This window comes from Mesorhizobium sp. P3_A2, from assembly GCF_056403115.1.
This window is the reverse complement of sequence record NZ_JBFUGC010000008.1, coordinates 173,190-191,942: the sequence shown is the minus strand read 5'-3', so window position 1 is coordinate 191,942 and position 18,753 is coordinate 173,190. Positions and strand designations below refer to the sequence as shown.

General features: G+C 63.3%; 19 protein-coding genes and 2 pseudogenes. 11 read left to right on the top strand and 10 right to left on the bottom strand.

Features of this window, described 5'->3' with window-relative positions; translation table 11 throughout:
* Nucleotides 1-148 precede the first annotated feature (148 nt).
* The 3 genes and pseudogenes from AC1DXM_RS19665 to AC1DXM_RS19655 form a co-directional block, all read right to left on the bottom strand.
* Nucleotides 149-909 (bottom strand): annotated as a pseudogene (locus AC1DXM_RS19665) (DUF429 domain-containing protein).
* Entirely contained in the window at nt 906-1,790 is an 885-nt protein-coding gene (gene pdxY, locus AC1DXM_RS19660) for a pyridoxal kinase PdxY (RefSeq protein WP_477235348.1), read from the bottom strand. The pseudogene AC1DXM_RS19665 and the gene pdxY overlap by 4 nt, the downstream one beginning before the upstream one ends.
* A gap of 109 nt (nt 1,791-1,899) precedes the next feature.
* Nucleotides 1,900-2,151, bottom strand: coding sequence for a hypothetical protein (locus AC1DXM_RS19655; protein ID WP_477235346.1), 252 nt, complete (start codon nt 2,149-2,151; stop codon nt 1,900-1,902).
* A 150-nt stretch (nt 2,152-2,301) separates the two neighbouring features.
* Between AC1DXM_RS19655 and AC1DXM_RS19650 the strand changes: the two genes are divergently transcribed.
* The 7 genes and pseudogenes from AC1DXM_RS19650 to ppa all read left to right on the top strand — a co-directional run bounded on the left by AC1DXM_RS19650 (nt 2,302) and on the right by ppa (nt 7,453).
* On the top strand, nt 2,302-2,934 hold the full coding sequence (locus AC1DXM_RS19650; RefSeq protein WP_477235623.1) for a LemA family protein: 633 nt from the start codon (nt 2,302-2,304) through the stop codon (nt 2,932-2,934).
* Nucleotides 2,935-3,104: 170 nt separating this feature from the next.
* Nucleotides 3,105-3,941 carry a TPM domain-containing protein gene (locus tag AC1DXM_RS19645; protein WP_477235344.1) on the top strand — a complete coding sequence of 279 codons (837 nt, stop codon included), beginning with the start codon at nt 3,105-3,107 and terminating at the stop codon, nt 3,939-3,941.
* A gap of 50 nt (nt 3,942-3,991) precedes the next feature.
* A pseudogene (locus tag AC1DXM_RS19640) lies at nt 3,992-4,459 on the top strand (TPM domain-containing protein); the annotation flags it as partial.
* 35 nt (nt 4,460-4,494) lie between these two features.
* The gene (locus AC1DXM_RS19635) at nt 4,495-5,394 is read left to right on the top strand and encodes a TPM domain-containing protein (RefSeq protein WP_477235343.1); all 900 of its coding nucleotides are present in this window, start codon (nt 4,495-4,497) and stop codon (nt 5,392-5,394) included.
* 6 nt (nt 5,395-5,400) lie between these two features.
* Nucleotides 5,401-6,039 carry a TPM domain-containing protein gene (locus AC1DXM_RS19630; RefSeq protein ID WP_477235341.1) on the top strand — a complete coding sequence of 213 codons (639 nt, stop codon included), beginning with the start codon at nt 5,401-5,403 and terminating at the stop codon, nt 6,037-6,039.
* Between the two features lie 244 nt (nt 6,040-6,283).
* On the top strand, nt 6,284-6,790 hold the full coding sequence (locus tag AC1DXM_RS19625) for a GNAT family N-acetyltransferase (RefSeq protein ID WP_112561301.1): 507 nt from the start codon (nt 6,284-6,286) through the stop codon (nt 6,788-6,790).
* 129 nt (nt 6,791-6,919) lie between these two features.
* Nucleotides 6,920-7,453 (top strand): inorganic diphosphatase, encoded by a 534-nt coding sequence (gene ppa, locus AC1DXM_RS19620; protein WP_477235339.1) that lies wholly within the window; start codon nt 6,920-6,922, stop codon nt 7,451-7,453.
* A gap of 258 nt (nt 7,454-7,711) precedes the next feature.
* Here ppa and AC1DXM_RS19615 read toward each other — a convergent pair whose 3' ends face one another.
* A complete protein-coding gene (locus AC1DXM_RS19615) occupies nt 7,712-8,308 on the bottom strand; it encodes a hypothetical protein (protein WP_477235337.1) in 597 nt (198 codons plus the stop codon).
* 263 nt (nt 8,309-8,571) lie between these two features.
* On the bottom strand, nt 8,572-9,189 hold the full coding sequence (locus AC1DXM_RS19610; protein ID WP_477235335.1) for a TetR/AcrR family transcriptional regulator: 618 nt from the start codon (nt 9,187-9,189) through the stop codon (nt 8,572-8,574).
* Between the two features lie 73 nt (nt 9,190-9,262).
* Between AC1DXM_RS19610 and AC1DXM_RS19605 the strand changes: the two genes are divergently transcribed.
* A complete protein-coding gene (locus AC1DXM_RS19605; protein ID WP_477235333.1) occupies nt 9,263-10,546 on the top strand; it encodes an MFS transporter in 1,284 nt (427 codons plus the stop codon).
* Nucleotides 10,547-10,812: 266 nt separating this feature from the next.
* On the top strand, nt 10,813-12,387 hold the full coding sequence (locus tag AC1DXM_RS19600; protein WP_477235331.1) for an alkaline phosphatase D family protein: 1,575 nt from the start codon (nt 10,813-10,815) through the stop codon (nt 12,385-12,387).
* 112 nt (nt 12,388-12,499) lie between these two features.
* Here AC1DXM_RS19600 and AC1DXM_RS19595 read toward each other — a convergent pair whose 3' ends face one another.
* Nucleotides 12,500-12,778, bottom strand: a complete 279-nt coding sequence (locus AC1DXM_RS19595) for a hypothetical protein (protein ID WP_477235329.1) — start codon at nt 12,776-12,778, stop codon at nt 12,500-12,502.
* A gap of 197 nt (nt 12,779-12,975) precedes the next feature.
* Between AC1DXM_RS19595 and typA the strand changes: the two genes are divergently transcribed.
* Nucleotides 12,976-14,805 (top strand): translational GTPase TypA, encoded by a 1,830-nt coding sequence (typA, locus tag AC1DXM_RS19590; RefSeq protein WP_477235327.1) that lies wholly within the window; start codon nt 12,976-12,978, stop codon nt 14,803-14,805.
* A 62-nt stretch (nt 14,806-14,867) separates the two neighbouring features.
* Here the strand turns inward: typA and AC1DXM_RS19585 are convergent, their stop codons facing one another.
* The gene (locus tag AC1DXM_RS19585; RefSeq protein WP_477235325.1) at nt 14,868-15,494 is read right to left on the bottom strand and encodes a DUF1062 domain-containing protein; all 627 of its coding nucleotides are present in this window, start codon (nt 15,492-15,494) and stop codon (nt 14,868-14,870) included.
* Between the two features lie 324 nt (nt 15,495-15,818).
* Nucleotides 15,819-16,853 carry an L-idonate 5-dehydrogenase gene (locus tag AC1DXM_RS19580; protein ID WP_477235323.1) on the bottom strand — a complete coding sequence of 345 codons (1,035 nt, stop codon included), beginning with the start codon at nt 16,851-16,853 and terminating at the stop codon, nt 15,819-15,821.
* A gap of 142 nt (nt 16,854-16,995) precedes the next feature.
* Between AC1DXM_RS19580 and AC1DXM_RS19575 the strand changes: the two genes are divergently transcribed.
* Nucleotides 16,996-17,610, top strand: coding sequence for a LysE family translocator (locus AC1DXM_RS19575; RefSeq protein WP_477235321.1), 615 nt, complete (start codon nt 16,996-16,998; stop codon nt 17,608-17,610).
* A 9-nt stretch (nt 17,611-17,619) separates the two neighbouring features.
* Here AC1DXM_RS19575 and AC1DXM_RS19570 read toward each other — a convergent pair whose 3' ends face one another.
* Nucleotides 17,620-17,946, bottom strand: a complete 327-nt coding sequence (locus tag AC1DXM_RS19570; RefSeq protein ID WP_112561310.1) for a YciI family protein — start codon at nt 17,944-17,946, stop codon at nt 17,620-17,622.
* A 136-nt stretch (nt 17,947-18,082) separates the two neighbouring features.
* A complete protein-coding gene (locus AC1DXM_RS19565) occupies nt 18,083-18,646 on the bottom strand; it encodes a peroxidase-related enzyme (protein WP_477235319.1) in 564 nt (187 codons plus the stop codon).
* Nucleotides 18,647-18,753 lie beyond the last annotated feature (107 nt).

Sequence of the window (18,753 nt, the reverse complement as noted above, 5' to 3'; positions counted from 1 at the left end):
GCGGAGGACGGAGCCTTTCCGGGTTGGAGACGGCAGCTCGTTTTCAGTTGAGAAAGCCTCTAACGGCAAAAGCCCGTCGCGGGCAATGCCGAATTGCGGATGGCTTCGTCGCAAATCGTCATGCGGCGCGCATGGCTCACGGCTTGCTTCAAGCCCAAATCGCGACGGGAATGCCGAAACGGTCGGCAAGTGGTGGATCGGGAAACGGTCTTGCTTCGCCGCAGGCGATGCGTCCGGCAATCAGCATCATTACGGCTGCGTCGAGGAAATCGTCGGCGGCAGCGCCGCGTGGCGGCGGTTGATCGAGAAAGGTCTTTTCGTAGCCGTGTCGGCACAGCAGCGCCTTGCGCTCTTCCATGCCAGCCGGATTGACGACGCCCTTGATCTTCTTCGGCAACGCATCGGTTTGCCGTTCAGCCGGCAGAAGGCGACTTCCGGATGCGATTCGTAGACGCGGTTGCGCAAATCGGGGCGCGCAATCAGCAGCGCGTCGATCTCGCGGATCTTGGCAAAGATGCCGAAAGCCTGGATCGAGACGCCACGCGGCGGGTCGGAGGTCGCCTTGGCTACGTCGCTGGCGCGGCGATGCGCTGCATACCAGGCTTCGATCGTGGTGAAGTCGTTGGTGTCGGCGCAAAGGGCCGCGCGGGACGGGATAGAGAAAACGCTGGATTGCCTGTCACCAAGCAGCGGCCGCACCAGCGCCTCCGGTCCGCGCCCGCCTCTTTGCGAAAAATCCGGCAGGCCGATCGGCATGTCGACGGCCGCTGTCGCATCGGCCGGCAAGGCGTCGAGCAGGGCTGCGAAGCTTGGAAAGACAGTCACCGAGGGCTCAGTGTCCGGATAGCGATGGACGACGATCCAGCCGGTCTTGCAGCCGTCGACGCCGACGATCACGGCCGAGGTCACGCCCGGCGGTCCCGCCCCGGATGTGTGAGATGGCGCATCTGCACCATCGCCATCGGGTGCGACAGGCTCTGGGCATCGGTTTCCAGCTGCAGTTCGTCGCCACCGCGCTTGGCTGTGCGTGCCAGGATCTCATAGACGGCGGCCGTGGTCGACTGCAGCGCCTTGATCGGCGGCTGTCCCGACAGGATGCGGGCGAGGTAGACGGCAGCGGTCAGGTCACCCAGCCCATTCGGCGGCTTGTCGATCAGGCGGTGTTCGGCCAGCAGCGCCTGGGTGCCATCAAGCAGCAGATTGCCGGTGCCGCCGGTCATCATCGACGGCGCCGACGTCACCAGCATGGTGCGCGGTCCTGCGTGAAGGGCGGCTGCAATGACCGATTTCAGGTCGGGCAAGGGCGCCCCTGCCATCCACTCCAGCTCGAAGCGGTTGGGGGTGGCGATATCCGCGATCGGCATCAGCCGGTCGCGCATGGCGGCGGCCGTCGGCTCGGGCACGTAGAGCCCGCCGGAATCGCCCATCACCGGGTCACATATATAGACCGCGTCCGGCGTCTTGGCCTTGACCGCAGCAACCAGCGAAGCGGCGGCCTCGGCCTGGCCGGCCTCGCCGAGATAGCCCGACAGCACGGCGCCGACCTCGCCCAGCCAGGGCGCGCGCTCGAGATCGGCCATCAGCGCCTTGAACTGGTCGAGCGGCGGCACGATGCGCGTCGCCCGCCCATGGCCGGGATGCCAGGGCAGGATGACCGTCGGCACCGCCCACACCGGGAAGCCCAGCGTCTCCAGCGCAAACACGGCGGCGCGGTTGCCGACCGAGCCGCGGGCGACATGGCTGGAAATGACGATGACCGCGCGCGGCGCGTCGGCTTTTTCGCTGTTCATGGAATTCCTAGGTCAGGATAACGTTTCGTTGAATCGTCATCCTGATCCATTTCTTTTGTTGGAGCATGATCTTTTCCGAAAACCGGTTCCCACTTTTCAGGATCATGCTCTAGCTGCCCCGGGAGACGAAATACACGAGCCAGATCAACAAGCCGAGGGCGAAGATAAGGCCAAGCGTTCGGCCAATGCGGGTGCCCCAGACCTCGATCGGATCGGAGCGGTCGGCCTCGGCGGCGGTGACGTGATCGCGCGCGCCTTTCGCGGCACGCGCGATGAACGACGTCCCGCCCGGGCCGCTCTCGTTTGCCACGCGCTCGATAATGCGGCGCGATTCGCTGTCATCGTCTTGGCGTTGCGCCATGATCCTGTCCTGTTTGCCGGCGACCTTAACGTGTTCGCGCGGTCAATCACAGGGCCTCGCGAGCGCATGCGTGCGCGCCAGCCGCAGACATTTTCTTGAGCGCGGATTGTGCTAATGCTTCGCATGCAACTTCTGTCGAGGGACCACATTATGTTTGCCCAGCGCCTTGCCATCCCCTTCCGCAACCTGCCGGCCGTGCTGATGATGGCCATCGTGCTGCCGCTGCTTGCCGGCTGCGGCTACAACACGATTCCCACGGCGGAGGAAAACGCCAGGGCAGCTTGGAGCGAGGTGCTGAACCAGTATCAACGCCGCTCCGACCTGATCCCCAATTTGGTCGAGACGGTCAAGGGCTATGCGGCGCATGAAAAGGACACGCTCGACGCGGTGGTCGAAGCGCGCGCCAAGGCAACGCAGATCACGGTGACGCCGGAAACGCTGAAGGATCCCGAAGCCCTCAAGAAGTTCCAGGATGCCCAGGCAGGGCTGACCAGCGCGCTGTCACGGCTGATCGCGGTGTCAGAGGCCTATCCCGACCTCAAGGCCAACCAGAATTTCCTGGCCCTGCAGGCGCAGCTCGAAGGCACCGAGAACCGCATTGCAGTGGCGCGGCGCGACTACATCCTGGCGGTCAAGGACTACAATCTGACGCTGAAGACCTTCCCCTCGGTGCTGTGGGCAACCTTCTGGTTCCGCAGCAATGAGCCCTTCGCCAACTTCACCGTCGACGAAGACAAGATGCAGCCGCCGAAGGTCGATTTCGGCACGAAGCAGGGCGGGTAAGCAAAGGCGTTAGCGGGGTCTGGTCTTTGTTGACCTTGAGTTCCGTCACACCCCCCTCTGGCCTGCCGGCCATCTCCCCCTCAAGGGGGGAGATCAGCTGTTTTTTGTTCTTTCGCCAATTTTCAACGTGGCAGGCGAAGCGCCAGCGGCGGGACTGCCAATCTCCCCCCTTGAGGGGGAGTTGGCCGGCAGGCCGAAGGGGGGTGTGCCGGAGCGCCTTCGTCGGCGCCTTGCTCACGCTCCTCTTCCTCCCCCTCACCGCCTTTGCCGCCGATCTCCCGGCGCTGACCGGGCGCGTCGTCGACGGCGCCGGCATCATTGACGCCGGCACTGAAGCTGCACTCACCCGAAAACTCGCCGACTTCGAGGCAAAAGGCTCAGACCAGATTGTCGTCGCCACCATTCCCAGTCTCGATGGCGAGGAGATCGAACCCTATGCGAACCGGCTGTTCCGCTTCTGGAAACTCGGCCAGGCCAAGGAAAACAACGGCGTGCTGCTGCTGGTGGCGCCGAACGACCGCAGAATGCGCATCGAGGTCGGTTACGGGCTGGAAGGCACGCTGACCGACCTGCACACCAAGCTGATCATCGAAAACGACATGGTGCCGGCCTTCCGCGCCGGTGATTTCTCCGGCGGTATTTCCAAAGCCGTCGACGACATGGTGATGGTGCTGGAAGGCAATCCGGAGGAACTGGAGGCGCGCGGCAAGCGCAATGAGCAGCCGCCCGTCGACATGGACAATCTGTTCTTTGGCGTCTTCATAACCATCTGGGCGGTCATCTTCTTCGGCAGCATGGCGGCCTCCATCCTGCCGCCGATCTTCGGCAAGAAACTCGGTCCCGGCCGCTACCGCTGGCTGGGCATGACATTCGAGCCAGGCCGGCGGTCATCCAGCAGCGGCTGGTCTTCGGCCGGTGGCGGCTGGTCGTCGGGTTCAAGCGGTGGCGGCGGCTTTTCCGGCGGTGGCGGTTCGTCCGGCGGCGGCGGCTCTTCGGGCAGCTGGTGAAGGCAATGACCACACGCGTCATCAATTCCTGGCATGGCCGTCTCGTCGCAATGACCGCCGCTCTGTTGCTGGGCTTGGCGGTCTTGCTCGTAGGCTTCCCGGCTTTTGCCGCGGAGTTGCCCGCACTCACCGGTCGCGTCGTCGACAATGCCGACATGATCGACCCGGCGGCCGAGGCGGCGCTGACGCAGAAGCTGGCGGATTTCGAGACCAAAGGCTCCGACCAGATCGTCGTCGCCACGATTCCCAGCCTCGGAGGCGAGGAAATCGAACCCTACGCCAACCGGCTGTTCAACTTCTGGAAGCTTGGCCAGGCCGGCAAGAACAATGGTGTGCTTCTGCTGGTGGCAAGGGGCGACCGCAAGATGCGCATCGAGGTCGGCTACGGGCTGGAAGGCGAGTTGACCAACCAGCACGCCACACGGATCATTGAAGATGACATGGTGCCCGCCTTCCGCGCCGGCGATTTCGCCGCCGGTATTTCCAAGGCCGTCGACGACATGATCATCGTGATCGAGGACAGTCATGGCACGTGAGGGGAGCCGGTGACCGTATGACAGGACGCGTCTTCAATCCGCCAGAACCCGGCCGCGCGGCAGCGACCATCGGCATCGCCTTGATGGCGATGATCGCAATGCTGTTCGCCGCCTTTGCCGCGGAGTTGCCGGCACTCACCGGCCGCGTCGTAGACAATGCCGGCATCATCGACGCGGCGACCGAGGCGGCACTGACCCAGAAACTGGCCGACTTCGAGACAAAAGGTTCCGATCAGATCGTCGTCGCCACCATCAACAGCCTCGACGGCGAGGAGATCGAGCCTTACGCCAACCGGCTGTTCCGCTTCTGGAAGCTCGGCCAGGCCGGCGAGAACAACGGCGTGCTTCTGCTGGTGGCCAAGAACGACCACAAGATGCGTATCGAGGTCGGCTATGGGCTGGAAGGCACGCTGACCGACCTGCACACCAAGCTGATCATCGAAAACGATATGGTGCCGGCCTTTCGTGCCGGCGATTTCTCCGGCGGTATTTCCAAAGCCGTGGATGACATGGTCATGGTGCTGGAAGGCAATCCGGAAGAGCTGGAAGCGCGCAGCAAGCGCAACCCGGCCGACCACGGCACGCCCATCGATCCCATCGTCGCGATCTTCCTGATCCTGTGGGGGACGATGTTCTTCGGCGGCCTGGCGATGGCCTTCCTGCCGCCGATCTTCGGCACCAAGCTGTCGCCGGGCGTGTATAAATGGCTGGGCATGACCTTTCGCTACGGCCAGGGACCGAGGGGATCGTCCTCGGGCAGCAGTTGGACGACAAGTTCGTCGTCGGGCTGGTCCTCGGGTAGTGGTTGGTCATCAGGAAGTTCGGGCAGCAGTTGGTCTTCGGGCTCAAGCAGCGGCGGCGGGTTTTCAGGTGGCGGCGGTTCGTCCGGCGGTGGCGGGTCTTCAGGGAGCTGGTGAGACAAGATGGCAACACGACCGATCAGCCCGCAGGACCATGAGCGCATAGCCACCGCGATCCGTGCCGCCGAATCGAAAACCGACGGCGAGATCTACTGCGTCGTCGCGCATGCCAGCGACGGCTATTTCTTTCCGGCCGCCTTCATGGCGACATCCGGCATGCTGATCGTCAGTCTGGCCGTCGCCTACGGGCTGGAAGCCTGGTGGCTGTCGATCCGGCTGCCGCATTTCGTCATTGTACAGCTGCTGGTGCTGGCCTCGGTGCTGGTGCTGTTGTGGGCGCTGCCCGCTTTGCGCATCCATCTGGTGCCGCGCCGGCAGCGTTACCAGGCAGCGCATGACAATGCGCTCAGGCAGTTCCTCGCCCGCAATGTCCATCGCACCACGGCGCGCACCGGCGTGCTGGTCTTCGTGTCGATCGCCGAGCGCTATGCCGAAGTGGTCGCCGACTCGGGCATCAACAGCAAGGTCGGCCAGCAGGTCTGGGACGGCGTCATCCGCGACCTTACGCAGCATGCCGGCGACGACCGGCTCGCCGACGGCTTCGTCAAGGCGATCGAGCAGGTCGGCGCGGTGCTGGCCGAGCATTTCCCGGTTACATCGGGCGATGCCAATGAGCTGGACGACCATCTGGTCGAGATCTGAAAAGCTCGCCTGCAAACGCTACTCAGCCGGGACGACTGACGCGGATTTCTGCGCTTCCGGTGCTCACGTACAAAAGTACGCTCCGCTCCGGTTCTCGAAACCCACGCCATTCGCCTCGGCTGAGCGCGTTTTCAGGCGAGCTTTTGCCCGATGTCAGCAACGTGCTTATCGGCTGTGAGAAAGCGGTTGGCGGGCTGGCCTCGACTCTTGCAAATGGCCGATGCGGGTTTATGGTTAACAAATCATGAATACGCTGAGCATCGACATCAGGAAGGCAGAACCACGCGACGCTGGCGCCATCGCCGACGTACACCAGCAGGCTTGGGAGGGCGCCTATTCCGGCATCATCCCGCATCGCTCGCTGACCTCGATGATCAACCGTCGCGGCGCCGACTGGTGGGCGAACGCGATTCGCCGTGCCGCCACCGTGCTGGTGGTCGAGATCGGCGGCACCATTGCCGGCTATGCCACGATCGGCAAGAACCGCGCCCGCGAGCTTCGGCAGCAGGGCGAGATCTACGAGCTTTATTTGCGTCCGGAGTATCAGGGCATCGGGCTCGGCAGCCGGCTGTTCAAGGCGGCGCGGGCACGGCTTGCCGACCACGGTCTGAAAGGCATGGTGGTGTGGGCGCTGGAAGACAACCAGAACGCGCTCGCCTTCTATGCCGGCGCCGGCGGCCGCGATGTTGCCGAGGGCGTCGAGATTTTCGAGCAGAAGGCACTGAAGAAGGTCGCCTTCGTCTGGGAATAACGAGCACCGCCTCGGTTACAGCCCGTTCACAAACTGTGCACTTCCATGAGCGCTGCGTACCAATCGCCGCATTGCGCCCTTGCGCTTCGCCCGCTATCGATCTTGGAAATCGAGAGAGGGATTTGAGCCATGCGCATTGAAGCCATTGCCAGCGGAAAGAATCCGCCTGACGACGTCAACGTCATCATCGAGGTGCCGATCGGCGGCGAGCCGATCAAGTACGAGATGGACAAGGAGGCCGGCACGCTGTTCGTCGACCGCTTCCTGCACACCTCGATGCGCTATCCCGGCAATTACGGTTTCGTGCCGCACACGCTGTCGGGCGATGGCGACCCGATCGACGTGCTGGTCTGCAACACCCGCGCCCTGGTGCCGGGCTGCGTCATCAATGTGCGGCCGATCGGCGTCTTGATCATGGAAGACAATGCCGGCCAGGACGAGAAGATCATCGCCGTGCCGTCGCCGAAGCTGACGCTGCGCTATGAAAACGTCACCGAATACACGCAGCTGCCCGAGATCACCCGTGACCAGGTCCAGCATTTCTTCGAGCACTACAAGGATCTCGAGCCCGGCAAATGGGTCAAGATCGAAGGCTGGCACGATTCCAAATACGCCAAGAAGATGATCGTCGACGCGATCGCGCGGGCGAAGGCGGCGAAGTAGGCGGCGCTGGGGGTGCGAGCGGCCGCTAAGCACGGCGCCGCCCCTCATCCGCCTGCCGGCACCTTCTCCCCGTATAGTGACGGGGAGAAGGGAGTAGCCCGGCCCTCGGCTTCTCATTCTGCAACGTGTGTGATTGGCGAAAGCTGCGATGACAGCGTCTTTCTCCCCGTCACTATACGGGGAGAAATGTCCGGCAGGACAATGAGGGGCAGCACGAACCGACGACACTGCATAAGGGGCGTCCAGCGCGAACGGCCCTTAATTATCCACTCTACCAAACGCCGGCACGTTGCCGATGACGGCGTGCTTGTCCTTACCGCAGGCGAAACTTTTTGCCTTTTCGTCGGCCAGTTTTCGCGCCTGGTCGTTGGCTTGCGGGTTGCCGGTGGCGAGCACGAGGCCGACGGTGCAGCCGTCGCGGGCTTCCATCTGGGCGACCTTGGCGACGAGCAGCACTTCGGTCGGCTTGTTCTCATCCTCGGGATTGCTGATCGAGCGGCGGTGGATGACGGCGAAAGGAACGGCGACGTTGCCCTTGCTCTCGATGCGCCATTCGACCTTGGCGCCGGACGAGTTGAAGCCGGAAAAACTCTCCCAGACCGTAGTCATGTCGCCGCCGGGCGGAAATCCGTAGAACAGCGATTCCCGCGCATCGTCATAAGCGATCAGCACGGGATAGCCGCGGTAGCCGGAGCACGCGAGTTCGGCCCAGTCGCCGTCGCCCTCCTCGGCCTGCGCATAGGTCACGCAATCCTTTTGCGAGTCGAGGTCGGTGTAGACGCTGGATATGCCATCGGCATGGGCGACCTGGCAGAGACCGGCGAAAGCAAAGGGGACAAGCAGCAGGGTGCGCATGTGGACGTCTCCCGTGGAGTTCGTCCCAGCCTATCGCCAAATTTTCGGCAGGCCTAGCGCCCCATCCATCGGCAAAGTTGGCGCTGCCCCTCACCTGCCTGCCGGCATCCTCTCCCCGTAAACGGGGCGAGGGACGCTCCCGCCACCGATTTCGCCAATCACCAGCAAGAGAGTCGCCGGCGGCCCGGCCGGCCTCTTTCTCCCCGTTCACGGGGAGAAATGCCCGGCAGGGCAATGAGGGGCGGCGCCAACGCCCGAGAATGTTACTTCTTCAAGCTCGCCTCGATCAGCAGGTCGGCATTGCGGGCGACCGATGCCGCCGGGCCGCCGAGGCCGAACAGCTGGCCGCTGATGTAGGCGCCTTCGATCAAAAGCAGCAGGCCGTCGCCGAGCGTGTCAGGGTCTTGCGCACCCATTGCTGCCGCCATTTCGCGCAATCGGTGGCGTAGTTCCTGCTTGTTGGCTTCGCTGACGACGCGTGCCGGATGGCCGTGTTCGGGGTATTCCACCGCCGCGTTGGTCATGCCGCAGCCGCGATAGTCCGGTCTTTGCGTACGCTTGCCGACGCGGGTCAGGAAGGCGCCGATCTGTGCGCGCGGGTTGCCGGGATGGGCGGCCACGGCTTCGTCGAAACGCTCCCAATATTCACGGTCATATTGCCGCAGATACGAAGCGGCGAGCTCATCCTTGGAGGGAAAGCTGCGGTAGAGGCTGGGCTTGGTGACGCCGGCGCGCTTGACGATCTCGTCCACGCCGATTGCCCTGATGCCGCGCCGGTAGAACAGGTCGTAGGCAACGTCGAGGATCTTCTTGGCAGCCTTCGGCGGCGCCGCTGCATGACCGTCGTTGATGGTCAGTTCAATATTTTTGTCCGTTGGCATTATATGACTCGATTGACGTGTTACCGATCGGTACGTATACATCTCCTCACCCTGCAACGTACCGGTCAGTAACATGATAGCTCAATCCCGTCCCTTTGGCCAGCGCTACGCTTTCGTCGTGGTCGGCGTCATCTTCCTCTGCCTGCTGATCGCGGCCGGTCTGCGTTCGGCTCCCTCCGTGATGATGCTGCCGCTGGACAACAGCTTCGGCTGGGGGCGCGATACCGTTTCGATTGCCGCCGCCATCGGCATCTTCCTCTACGGTCTGACCGGGCCGTTCGCCGCTGCATTGATGGAGCGTGTCGGTCTGCGCCGCACGCTGCTTGCCTCGCTGGCGATCATGTCCGGCTCGACCGCGCTCAGCCTTCTGATGACCGAGCCCTGGCATCTGTTTCTCACCTGGGGCGTGTTTTCCGGCATTGGCTCGGGCGCTGTCGCCACCGTGCTCGGCGCCACCATCGTCAATCGCTGGTTCAAGACCAATCGCGGCCTCGTCATGGGGCTGATGTCGGCCTCCAGCGCCACCGGCCTGCTGGTGTTCCTGCCGCTGCTCGCCTCGCTCGCCCAATCCGGCGGCTGGCAACCGGTCGCCATCGCCGTCTCTGTCGCCACCGCCTGTCTGCTGCCGCTGGTCTGGCTGCTCGTGCCGGAGCGCCCGGCTTCGATCGGCATGGTGCGCTATGGCGCCGAGGCCGATGACGTGCCGCCGGTGTCGCCGGCATCGCAAGGCAACTTCCTGGCGCATACGCTCAACACGCTGCGCCGCGCCGCCGGAACCCGCGTCTTCTGGTATCTGTTCGCCACCTTCTTCGTCTGCGGATTCACCACCAACGGGTTGGTCGGCACGCATCTGATCTCCTTTTGCGGCGACATGGGCATTGGCGAGGTGCAGGCGGCCGGCCTTTTGTCGATGATGGGCATTTTCGACCTGATCGGCACGACGCTGTCGGGCTGGCTCACCGACCGTTTCGACCCGCGCAAGCTGCTCGGCGTCTATTATGGCATTCGCGGCCTGTCGCTGATTTACCTGCCCTATTCCGGCTTCTCGGCAACCAGCCTGATCATCTTTGCCGTGCTCTACGGTCTCGACTGGATCGCCACCGTGCCGCCGACGCTGCGGCTCGCCAACGAAGCCTTCGGCGACCGCAGCGGACCGATCGTCTTCGGCTGGATCGTCGCCGGCCACCAGGTGGGTGCCGCCGCTGCCGCAGCCTTCGGCGGCACCATGCGCGAATTGCAGGGCAATTACGAACTGGCCTTCCTGATTGCCGGCATGACGGCGATTGTGGCGGCGTGTCTGTCGCTGCTGATCAACACGAGCCGTCCGGCCTTCGATCCGGAACCGCAGGTGGCTTAAGCGCGACGCTGATCTCCCCCCTTGAGGGGGAGATGGCCGCGAAGCGGCCAGAGGGGGTCGGTCCGACCGGGCTCGGCGTCCTTGTGGCACAAGGGAGGTCGGCGCTCCACGAGAGGCGACCCCCTCTGTCGCCTTCGGCGACATCTCCCCCTCGAGGGGGGAGAGATCACCTGTCCATTGTTATCAAAACTTCATCTTTCCGAGATGCGGCTGAAACATTGAGGCTGGACGCTGGTGGCGGACGTTCAAGCCATCAGGAGACAGCCATGAACAAGATCTCGTTGACCCGCCGCGCTTTTGTCACCTCAGCGAGTGCGGCCGGTCTGCTCGGCGCATCGGGCCTCGCTTTGCCCTATTATTCGCGCGCCAGCCAGCGCCCGGCCTTTACCCATGGCGTCCAGTCCGGCGATGTCGATGCCTCGAGCGGCATGGTGTGGACGCGCACCGACCGTCCCTCGCGCGTCATGTTCGAAGTGTCGTCGACGGAGAATTTCGCCAACGCCACCCGGCTGGCGCCGCTCGATACCTCGCCGGCCAGCGACTTTACGATCAAGCGGCTGCTCACCGACTTGGCTGCCGACCAGGACATCTTCTACCGCATGACGGCCGCCGACCTCGCCGACATCAATGTCGTTTCCGAGCCGATCGTCGGGCGCTTCCGCACTGCACCCGCCTCCAAGCGCGACATCAAATTCGCCTGGTCGGGCGACACGGCCGGCCAGGGCTGGGGCATCGACGAGACCGGCATGAAGACCTACGCCACCATCGCCAAGCACACGCCCGACTTCTTCCTGCATTCCGGCGACACGATCTATGCCGATGGCGCCATGAAGGATGAGGTCGACCTGCCTGGCGGCGGCAAGTGGAAGAACGTCGTCCTCATCGACGGCAAGCGCAAGGTCGCCGAGACGCTGGACGAGTACCGCGACCAGTGGAAGTACAACATGATGGACAAGAACGTCCTCGCCTTGAGCGCCATCTGCCCGACCTTCTACCAGTGGGACGACCACGAAGTGCTGAACAACTGGTCGGATTCGAAGAATCTGAGCGCCGACAACCGCTACACCGAAAAATCCATCCATGTGTTGGCGGCGCGTGCCGCGCGCGCCTTCCATGAGATGACGACGATCCGCTACGAGCCGTCGGAACCGGGCCGCGTCTATCGCAAGATATCGCACGGGCCGCTGCTCGACGTGTTCTTCCTCGACATGCGCTCCTATCGCGGCCCCAACGGCCCGGACATGCAGGACACGATGACGCCGGAATCGCGCATGCTGGGCGAACAGCAGACGAAATGGCTGAAGCGCGAGCTGGCCAATTCCAAGGCCACCTGGAAGATCATAGCCGCCGACATGCCGCTCGGCCTCGTCGTCTGGGACGACGGCACCAAGAAGGTCGGCGCGGAAGCCGTCAGCAATGGCGACAACGGCCTGCCCAAGGGCCGCGAGCTCGAGATCGCCGACCTGTTGCGCTACATCAAGAACGCCGGCATCACCAACACGGTGTGGCTGACGGCCGACGTGCACTACACGGCCGCGCACTACTACAACCCCGACAAGGCGCAGTTCCAGGACTTCAACCCGTTCTGGGAATTCGTCTCCGGCCCGATCCATGCCGGCACGTTCGGCCCCAACGATTTCGACATGACGTTCGGTCCGGAATTGAAATTCATCAAGGCGCCGACCGCCGAACAGGGCCAGAACCTGCCGCCTTCGGCGGGGCTGCAGTTCTTCGGGCTGGTCGACATTTCGGGGGCTACAGAGCAGCTGACGGTGCGGCTGATGGATCGTGATGACAACGAGCTCTACAAGGTGACGCTCGATCCGGTGCGGTCGGCGTAGGATCGGGGTGGGGTCTTCCCACGCCGGCGCTTCACCCCCGCCCGTCTCGCCAGCTTCGCTTGCGAAGCCGCCTCGCCGACCCTCCCCACAAGGGGGAGGGTAAAGCGGTGCATCAATCCGGATAGCAAACCGTTGGAATCTTTGGCCAAACCGCGCTGTCGCAGCCGGCAACCTGCTGCCTCTGCTTGAAGGAGGCGCTGACCGGGCCGGTGACGACGGGGTCGACGCCATCAGGGGCGTCGGCGAACATCTGCTCGGCCGTCTGGTCAGAGGACGAGACTGGATTGGCTTCCTTCAGCGTCGCGGCCGATTGGGCGGCATTGGCCGCCAGCAGGGCAGCGAATGCGACCGAAGCGATGAGTGGCCAAAATCGGTTGAGTTTGTCGGTCATGAATTTCGAACTGCCCGGGCCCCGAAAGGTTCCCACCTTGGTTAACAAAACCATCTCACACCGAGATGCTTAAGATTTGATGAGTATTTGGTGATGCGCCTCCTCTTTCGCAATTGCGAAAAACCCTGTATGAGCCGCGCAACCGAAAGAGGCGGCGCCTTTTGGCCTGCTGCCTGCAACGCTCCCGAGACCACAACATGAAAATTCGTAATATCGCGATCATCGCGCACGTCGACCATGGAAAAACCACCCTCGTCGACCAGTTGCTCCGGCAATCCGGCTCCTTCCGCGACAATCAGCGCGTCGCCGAGCGCGCCATGGATTCCAACGACCTGGAAAAGGAACGCGGCATCACCATCCTGGCCAAGGCGACCTCGGTCGACTGGAAGGACACCCGCATCAACATCGTCGACACCCCCGGCCACGCCGATTTCGGCGGTGAGGTCGAGCGCATCCTGTCGATGGTGGACTCGGCCATCGTGCTGGTCGACGCCGCCGAGGGCCCGATGCCGCAGACCAAGTTCGTCGTCGGCAAGGCGCTCAAGGTCGGCCTGAAGCCGATCGTCGTCATCAACAAGATCGACCGCCCGGACGCCCGGCATGTCGAGGTGGTCAACGAGGTGTTCGACCTGTTTGCAGCACTCGACGCCACCGACGAGCAACTCGACTTCCCGATCCTTTACGGTTCGGGCCGCGATGGCTGGGTCTCAGAAAATCCGGAAGGCCCCAAGGATCAGCAGCTTGCGCCGCTGTTCGACCTCGTCATCAAGCATGTGCCGGAGCCGACGGTTCATCCCGGCCCGTTCCGCATGATTGGCACCATTCTGGAAGCCAATCCCTTCCTCGGCCGCATCATCACCGGCCGCATCGAATCCGGCACCTTGAAGTCCAACCAGGCGGTCAAGGTGCTGCACCATGACGGCACCCAGATCGAAACCGGCCGTATTTCCAAGATCCTCGCCTTCCGTGGCCTCGAGCGCCAGCCGATCGACGAAGCGCAGGCGGGCGACATTGTCGCCATTGCCGGCCTGTCGAAGGGTACCGTCGCCGACACCTTCTGCGACCCGAGCGTCACCGAGCCGCTGCATGCGCAGCCGATCGATCCGCCGACGGTCACCATGTCCTTCCTGGTCAATGACTCGCCGCTGGCCGGCACCGAAGGCGACAAGGTGACCAGCCGCGTCATCCGCGACCGCCTGCTGCGCGAAGCCGAAGGCAATGTTGCGCTGAAGATCGAGGAATCGCCTGACAAGGATTCGTTCTTCGTCTCCGGCCGCGGCGAATTGCAGCTGGCCGTGCTGATCGAGACGATGCGCCGCGAGGGTTTTGAGATCGCCGTGTCGCGTCCCCGCGTCGTCATGCAGAAGGGCGAGGACGGCGAATTGCTGGAGCCGGTCGAGGAAGTCGTCATCGACGTCGACGAGGAGCATGCCGGCGTCGTGGTGCAGAAAATGTCGGAGCGCAAGGCCGAGATGGTCGAACTGCGCCCCTCTGGCGGCAACCGCCAGCGCATCGTCTTCCACGCGCCGACACGCGGCCTGATCGGCTACCAGTCGGAATTGTTGACCGACACGCGCGGCACTGCCGTGATGAACCGGCTGTTCCACGCTTACGAAGCCTACAAGGGCGAGCTGCCCGGCCGCACCAATGGCGTGCTGATCTCCAACGAGCAGGGCGAGTCCGTCGCTTATGCCATGTGGAACCTGGAAGACCGCGGCCCGATGGTCATCGATCCCGGCGTCAAGGTCTATCAGGGCATGATCATCGGCATCCATAGCCGTGACAACGACCTCGAAGTGAACGTGCTGAAGGGCAAGAAGCTGACCAACATCCGCGCTGCCGGCAAGGATGAGGCGGTCAAGCTGACGCCGCCGATCCGCATGACTCTGGAGCGCGCGCTGGCCTGGATCCAGGACGACGAACTGGTCGAGGTGACGCCGAAGACCATCCGCCTGCGCAAGCTCTATCTCGACCCGAACGAGCGCAAGCGCTTCGAGAAGTCGGCGAAAGTTGTCGGCGCGGCGTAATCGTCTGATTTTTCCGGATACGGGACGGGGCGAAGCACCAACATGCTTCGCCCCTTTTTCGTTTATCCGCTGGCCGCTGAGATAATGGCTTTGCGGTCGGCTTCGCCGGCGAGATCAATCAGCACGGTCGTGCCGTTGCGGGCCGGCTTGCGCAAAGCCTTGGCGCCATCGGGAACAACAACCAGCAATCGCTTCTCCTCCAGCGCCTGAAGCCTCGACCGCGAGATGCCGAGTTCACCGGCGAGCAAGCGGTCGAGCCGCAGCGATGTCGGCATTTCGAGCCCAAGCCTGAGTTCGAGCGCGGTTGCGCGTTCGCCCTCGTCGCCGAGCCTGCGCTTGTGAACGGCGACGTCGGAGAATTCCTCGACGCGTCCGACCCGGCTTCGCAACGTCACGACGTCGAAGGCGTGGCGGCGGGCGAGGGCCGGGTCGTTGCTCTCCAGTGCGGCCAGCAGCGCCGGTCCGATGTCGCGGCGGTTGCAGCGTTCGAAAATGCCGAAATTCCACGAATTGTCGCAGTCGACACAGCGATAGATCAGCCAGACGTCGATGCGCTTGCCATTGGCGTTGACGCGGAATTTGTCGCTGCAGCAATAGGCTTTCACGGCGCCGCAGCGGTTGCAGTTGATGAGAGGTCGAGGTGCGATTTCGGGCGCAATCGCCCAGCGGATGCGCAAAGTGCCGGACATGCCGATAAGCCCTTCCCGTCGGGAAGTTCATCAGGCCGGCGATGTCGAGATGCCCATGCGGGCACGGCGTGGCGGTAGGCTGCGGTTCTCGGAAGTCAGGTGTCGCGGACGCGCGACAGCGGTTCAGCAGTGCCAAACCGGTCTCGAACCGCCGCCTGAGGAACACATGAAAGTGAAGCAGGCACCGCTGATGCGGCGCCCTGCCAGGTGTGAACAGGGGAGTTGGCGAGACCGGCGGTTACTGAGGCAAAGTGAAGCTCGAAATGGATGTCGGGACGGCTCTTCTAGCCACAGAGTAGCGCACAAACAAGCCTTGTGGTTTGCCTAACTGAACGCGATCTGCACCTTCATCGATTGGGTGCGGTCGCCGGCGATCTCGAACGCCGCAACCGCCTCGTCCATCGGATAGATGCCGGTCAGCAGCGGCTTGACGTCGACACGACGGTTGTTGATCAGGTCTACGGCCAGCGCGAACTCGTCGTGGAAACGGAAGGAGCCGCGCATCTCGATCTCCTTGGCGACGATGAGATTCTGCGGCAGGGACATGTCGCCGCCAAGGCCGAGTTGAACAAGCACGCCGCGCGGCTTCAGCACGTCGAGCCCCGCCCGCACCGCGCGCTCGTTGCCGGAGCATTCGAACATCACGTCGAAACTGCCCTTCTCGACATTGTAGGCGGCGAGGCTGCCGCTATCGGTGGCGACATTGATGGTGCGGTCGGCGCCGATCTCTCGGGCCTTGACCAGAACGGCGTCCATGACATCGGTGGCGACGATCTCGCGCGCGCCGTGGACGCGCGCAGCCAGGATGCAGAGCGCGCCGATCGGCCCGCTGCCGGTGACCAGCACCCGCTTGCCGAGCAGCGGGCCGGCGCGGTTCACGGCGTGCAGCGTCACCGCAAAGGGCTCGGCGAAGGCGGCTTCGTTGATGGAGACATGATCCGCTATTTTGTGGCATTGCCAAGCCTCGGCGACGAGGCGCTGGCGGAAGGCGCCCTGTATATGCGGCATCGGCATGGCGCTGCCGTAAAAGCGCATGTTCAGGCACTGGTTCTGCATGCCTTGCAGGCAGTAGCGGCAGGCATTGCAGGGCCGGCTTGGTGAAATCGCGACGCGGTCGCCGACGGCGAGGCTGGAGACGCCAGCGCCAAGCGCCCTCACCGTGCCGGCGACCTCATGTCCCAGAATCATCGGCTCGCGCAGGCGCACGACGCCGAAGCCGCCATGATTGTAATAGTGCAGGTCCGAGCCGCAAATGCCACCGGCTTCGACTGAAATCTCGACCTGTCCGGCGCCCAACACGCCCGGATCGGTCTCTTCGATGCGCAGGTCTTTTGCAGCGTGGATGACGATCGATTTCATGGCCGCGATCCTTTCTCAAACCACCGGCGTCAGCAAGGTCCAGCCACTGAAACTTGTCGGGCCGCTGGCCCATCAAGGCTCAAGGGTGCCAAATCGCCGGAGATCGGATATTCTTTGCCATCCAACGCTCGAAGGCTCCGTCATGCACCTCACCTCGCTGCTCATTTTCGCCGCCGCTTTGTTCGTTGCCGCCGGCTCGCCAGGCCCGTCGATCGCGGCACTTGTCGCGCGCGTCATCTCGAAAGGCTTTCGCGACGTGTTCCCGTTCCTGCTCGCCATGTGGATCGGCGAGGGCATCTGGCTGTCGCTGGCGGTGTTCGGACTGGCCGTCGTGGCGCAGACTTTTCACTTCGCCTTCGTGGTCGTGAAATGGGTCGGTGTCGCCTACCTTGCTTACCTCGCCTGGAGGATGTGGACTGCACCGGTCGACGCCAGGGAAGGCGAGATGCCGCGCGAGGACTCTCCCGCAAAACTGTTCTTCGCCGGCATGGCGGTGACGCTCGGCAATCCCAAGATCATGATGTTCTATCTGGCGCTGCTGCCGACCATCATTGACCTCGCTTCGGTCAGCATTGTCGGTTGGGTCGAGTTGACGGCCACGATGGCGGTGGTGCTTATCGCCATCGATCTCGCCTGGGTGGTCGCGGCCTCTCAGGCGCGCAAGCTCTTGAGGAGCAAGCGCGCCATGAAGATCGCCAATCGCATCAGCGCCACGACGATGGCCGGCGCCGCGGCGGCGATCGCAGCGCGGTCCTGAACCGGCGCGTCAACCCATCATATTGAGGATCGGCGCGATCTCGACGTTGCAGTTCGGCTCCATCAGGATCGGACAATCCTTGGCCTTGCTGGTGGCGTCGTCGATGTCTTTCGCTTCGATGATTGAATAGCCGCCAGTCGGGTTGCTGCCGCCATTGTTCTCGACCTTGCCGCCGGGCAGAACGGTCTTCGACATGCCAACCGGATTGCCTCGGTCGACCACAGCCGAACCAAGCTTTCCGAACCAGCCCGTCCAGGTGTCCGTCAACGCCTTTAGATCGGCCTCGTTCGCGGGCATCTTGCCGGAACCGTGATAGATGTAGAGAAACTTCGCCATGTTCTCCTCCCTTCGTCGGCGGCATCGAACCGGCATGCGGTCACGCCGCGTGCCGATCATCTGACCAAACCGCCAAACAAGCAACGGGGATGCGTGACCGCTAAAATACGGCGCGGCTGGGCGATAGAAGCGACGGCTACCTCGCCATGGCGTGGTATTCGTCGTTCGGCCGCATGTCGATCGCTGCTGCCACGCGGTTGGACATGTTGAAGAAAGCGGCGGTCGAGGCGATGTCCCAGATGTCGCGGTTGCTGAAGCCGGCGTTGCGCAATGCCGCCCTGTCCGCCTCGACGATCTTTGCCGGCTCTTCGGTCAGCTTGACGGCGAATTCCAGCATCGCCGTCTGCTTCGGGGAAAGATTGGCGGCGCGGAAATTCATCACCATCATCTCGCCCAGCGCGGGGTCTCCGGAGAGCTGGCGCACCGCCGCGCCATGCGCGGTCAGGCAATAGTAGCAGTGGTTGATCGAGGAGACGACGACCGCGATCATCTCGCGCTCCAGCTTTGATAGGCCGGATTCACCCAGCATCAGATCATTGTAAGTGTCGGTGAAGGCGCGCAGCTTCTTCTCGTCGAAGGCGTAGGCAAGAAGCACGTTGGGGACCAGACCGAGTTTTTCCTCGCATTTTGCGAAATAGGCTTTTGTCGCCTCGCTCAGCTCGGCGATGCCGAGGTCAAGGGCGCTGATTTTGCCGGACATGGGTCTTCCTCCTCGTTCACTGCCGCCTGACCGCCGAATTCCGATAATTCTTAGCGAGCCGTCAAACCTTTGTCGCCAAACGGCGGTCATCTGCTACCATAGTCGTA

Coding starts and splice junctions, on each gene's coding strand:
- pdxY (WP_477235348.1), bottom strand. CDS start 1,790: ATGAACAGCGAAAAAGCCGACGCGCCGCGCGCGGTCATCGTCATTTCC.
- AC1DXM_RS19655 (WP_477235346.1), bottom strand. CDS start 2,151: ATGGCGCAACGCCAAGACGATGACAGCGAATCGCGCCGCATTATCGAG.
- AC1DXM_RS19650 (WP_477235623.1), top strand. CDS start 2,302: ATGTTTGCCCAGCGCCTTGCCATCCCCTTCCGCAACCTGCCGGCCGTG.
- AC1DXM_RS19635 (WP_477235343.1), top strand. CDS start 4,495: ATGACAGGACGCGTCTTCAATCCGCCAGAACCCGGCCGCGCGGCAGCG.
- AC1DXM_RS19630 (WP_477235341.1), top strand. CDS start 5,401: ATGGCAACACGACCGATCAGCCCGCAGGACCATGAGCGCATAGCCACC.
- AC1DXM_RS19625 (WP_112561301.1), top strand. CDS start 6,284: ATGAATACGCTGAGCATCGACATCAGGAAGGCAGAACCACGCGACGCT.
- ppa (WP_477235339.1), top strand. CDS start 6,920: ATGCGCATTGAAGCCATTGCCAGCGGAAAGAATCCGCCTGACGACGTC.
- AC1DXM_RS19615 (WP_477235337.1), bottom strand. CDS start 8,308: ATGCGCACCCTGCTGCTTGTCCCCTTTGCTTTCGCCGGTCTCTGCCAG.
- AC1DXM_RS19610 (WP_477235335.1), bottom strand. CDS start 9,189: ATGCCAACGGACAAAAATATTGAACTGACCATCAACGACGGTCATGCA.
- AC1DXM_RS19605 (WP_477235333.1), top strand. CDS start 9,263: ATGATAGCTCAATCCCGTCCCTTTGGCCAGCGCTACGCTTTCGTCGTG.
- AC1DXM_RS19600 (WP_477235331.1), top strand. CDS start 10,813: ATGAACAAGATCTCGTTGACCCGCCGCGCTTTTGTCACCTCAGCGAGT.
- AC1DXM_RS19595 (WP_477235329.1), bottom strand. CDS start 12,778: ATGACCGACAAACTCAACCGATTTTGGCCACTCATCGCTTCGGTCGCA.
- typA (WP_477235327.1), top strand. CDS start 12,976: ATGAAAATTCGTAATATCGCGATCATCGCGCACGTCGACCATGGAAAA.
- AC1DXM_RS19585 (WP_477235325.1), bottom strand. CDS start 15,494: ATGTCCGGCACTTTGCGCATCCGCTGGGCGATTGCGCCCGAAATCGCA.
- AC1DXM_RS19580 (WP_477235323.1), bottom strand. CDS start 16,853: ATGAAATCGATCGTCATCCACGCTGCAAAAGACCTGCGCATCGAAGAG.
- AC1DXM_RS19575 (WP_477235321.1), top strand. CDS start 16,996: ATGCACCTCACCTCGCTGCTCATTTTCGCCGCCGCTTTGTTCGTTGCC.
- AC1DXM_RS19570 (WP_112561310.1), bottom strand. CDS start 17,946: ATGGCGAAGTTTCTCTACATCTATCACGGTTCCGGCAAGATGCCCGCG.
- AC1DXM_RS19565 (WP_477235319.1), bottom strand. CDS start 18,646: ATGTCCGGCAAAATCAGCGCCCTTGACCTCGGCATCGCCGAGCTGAGC.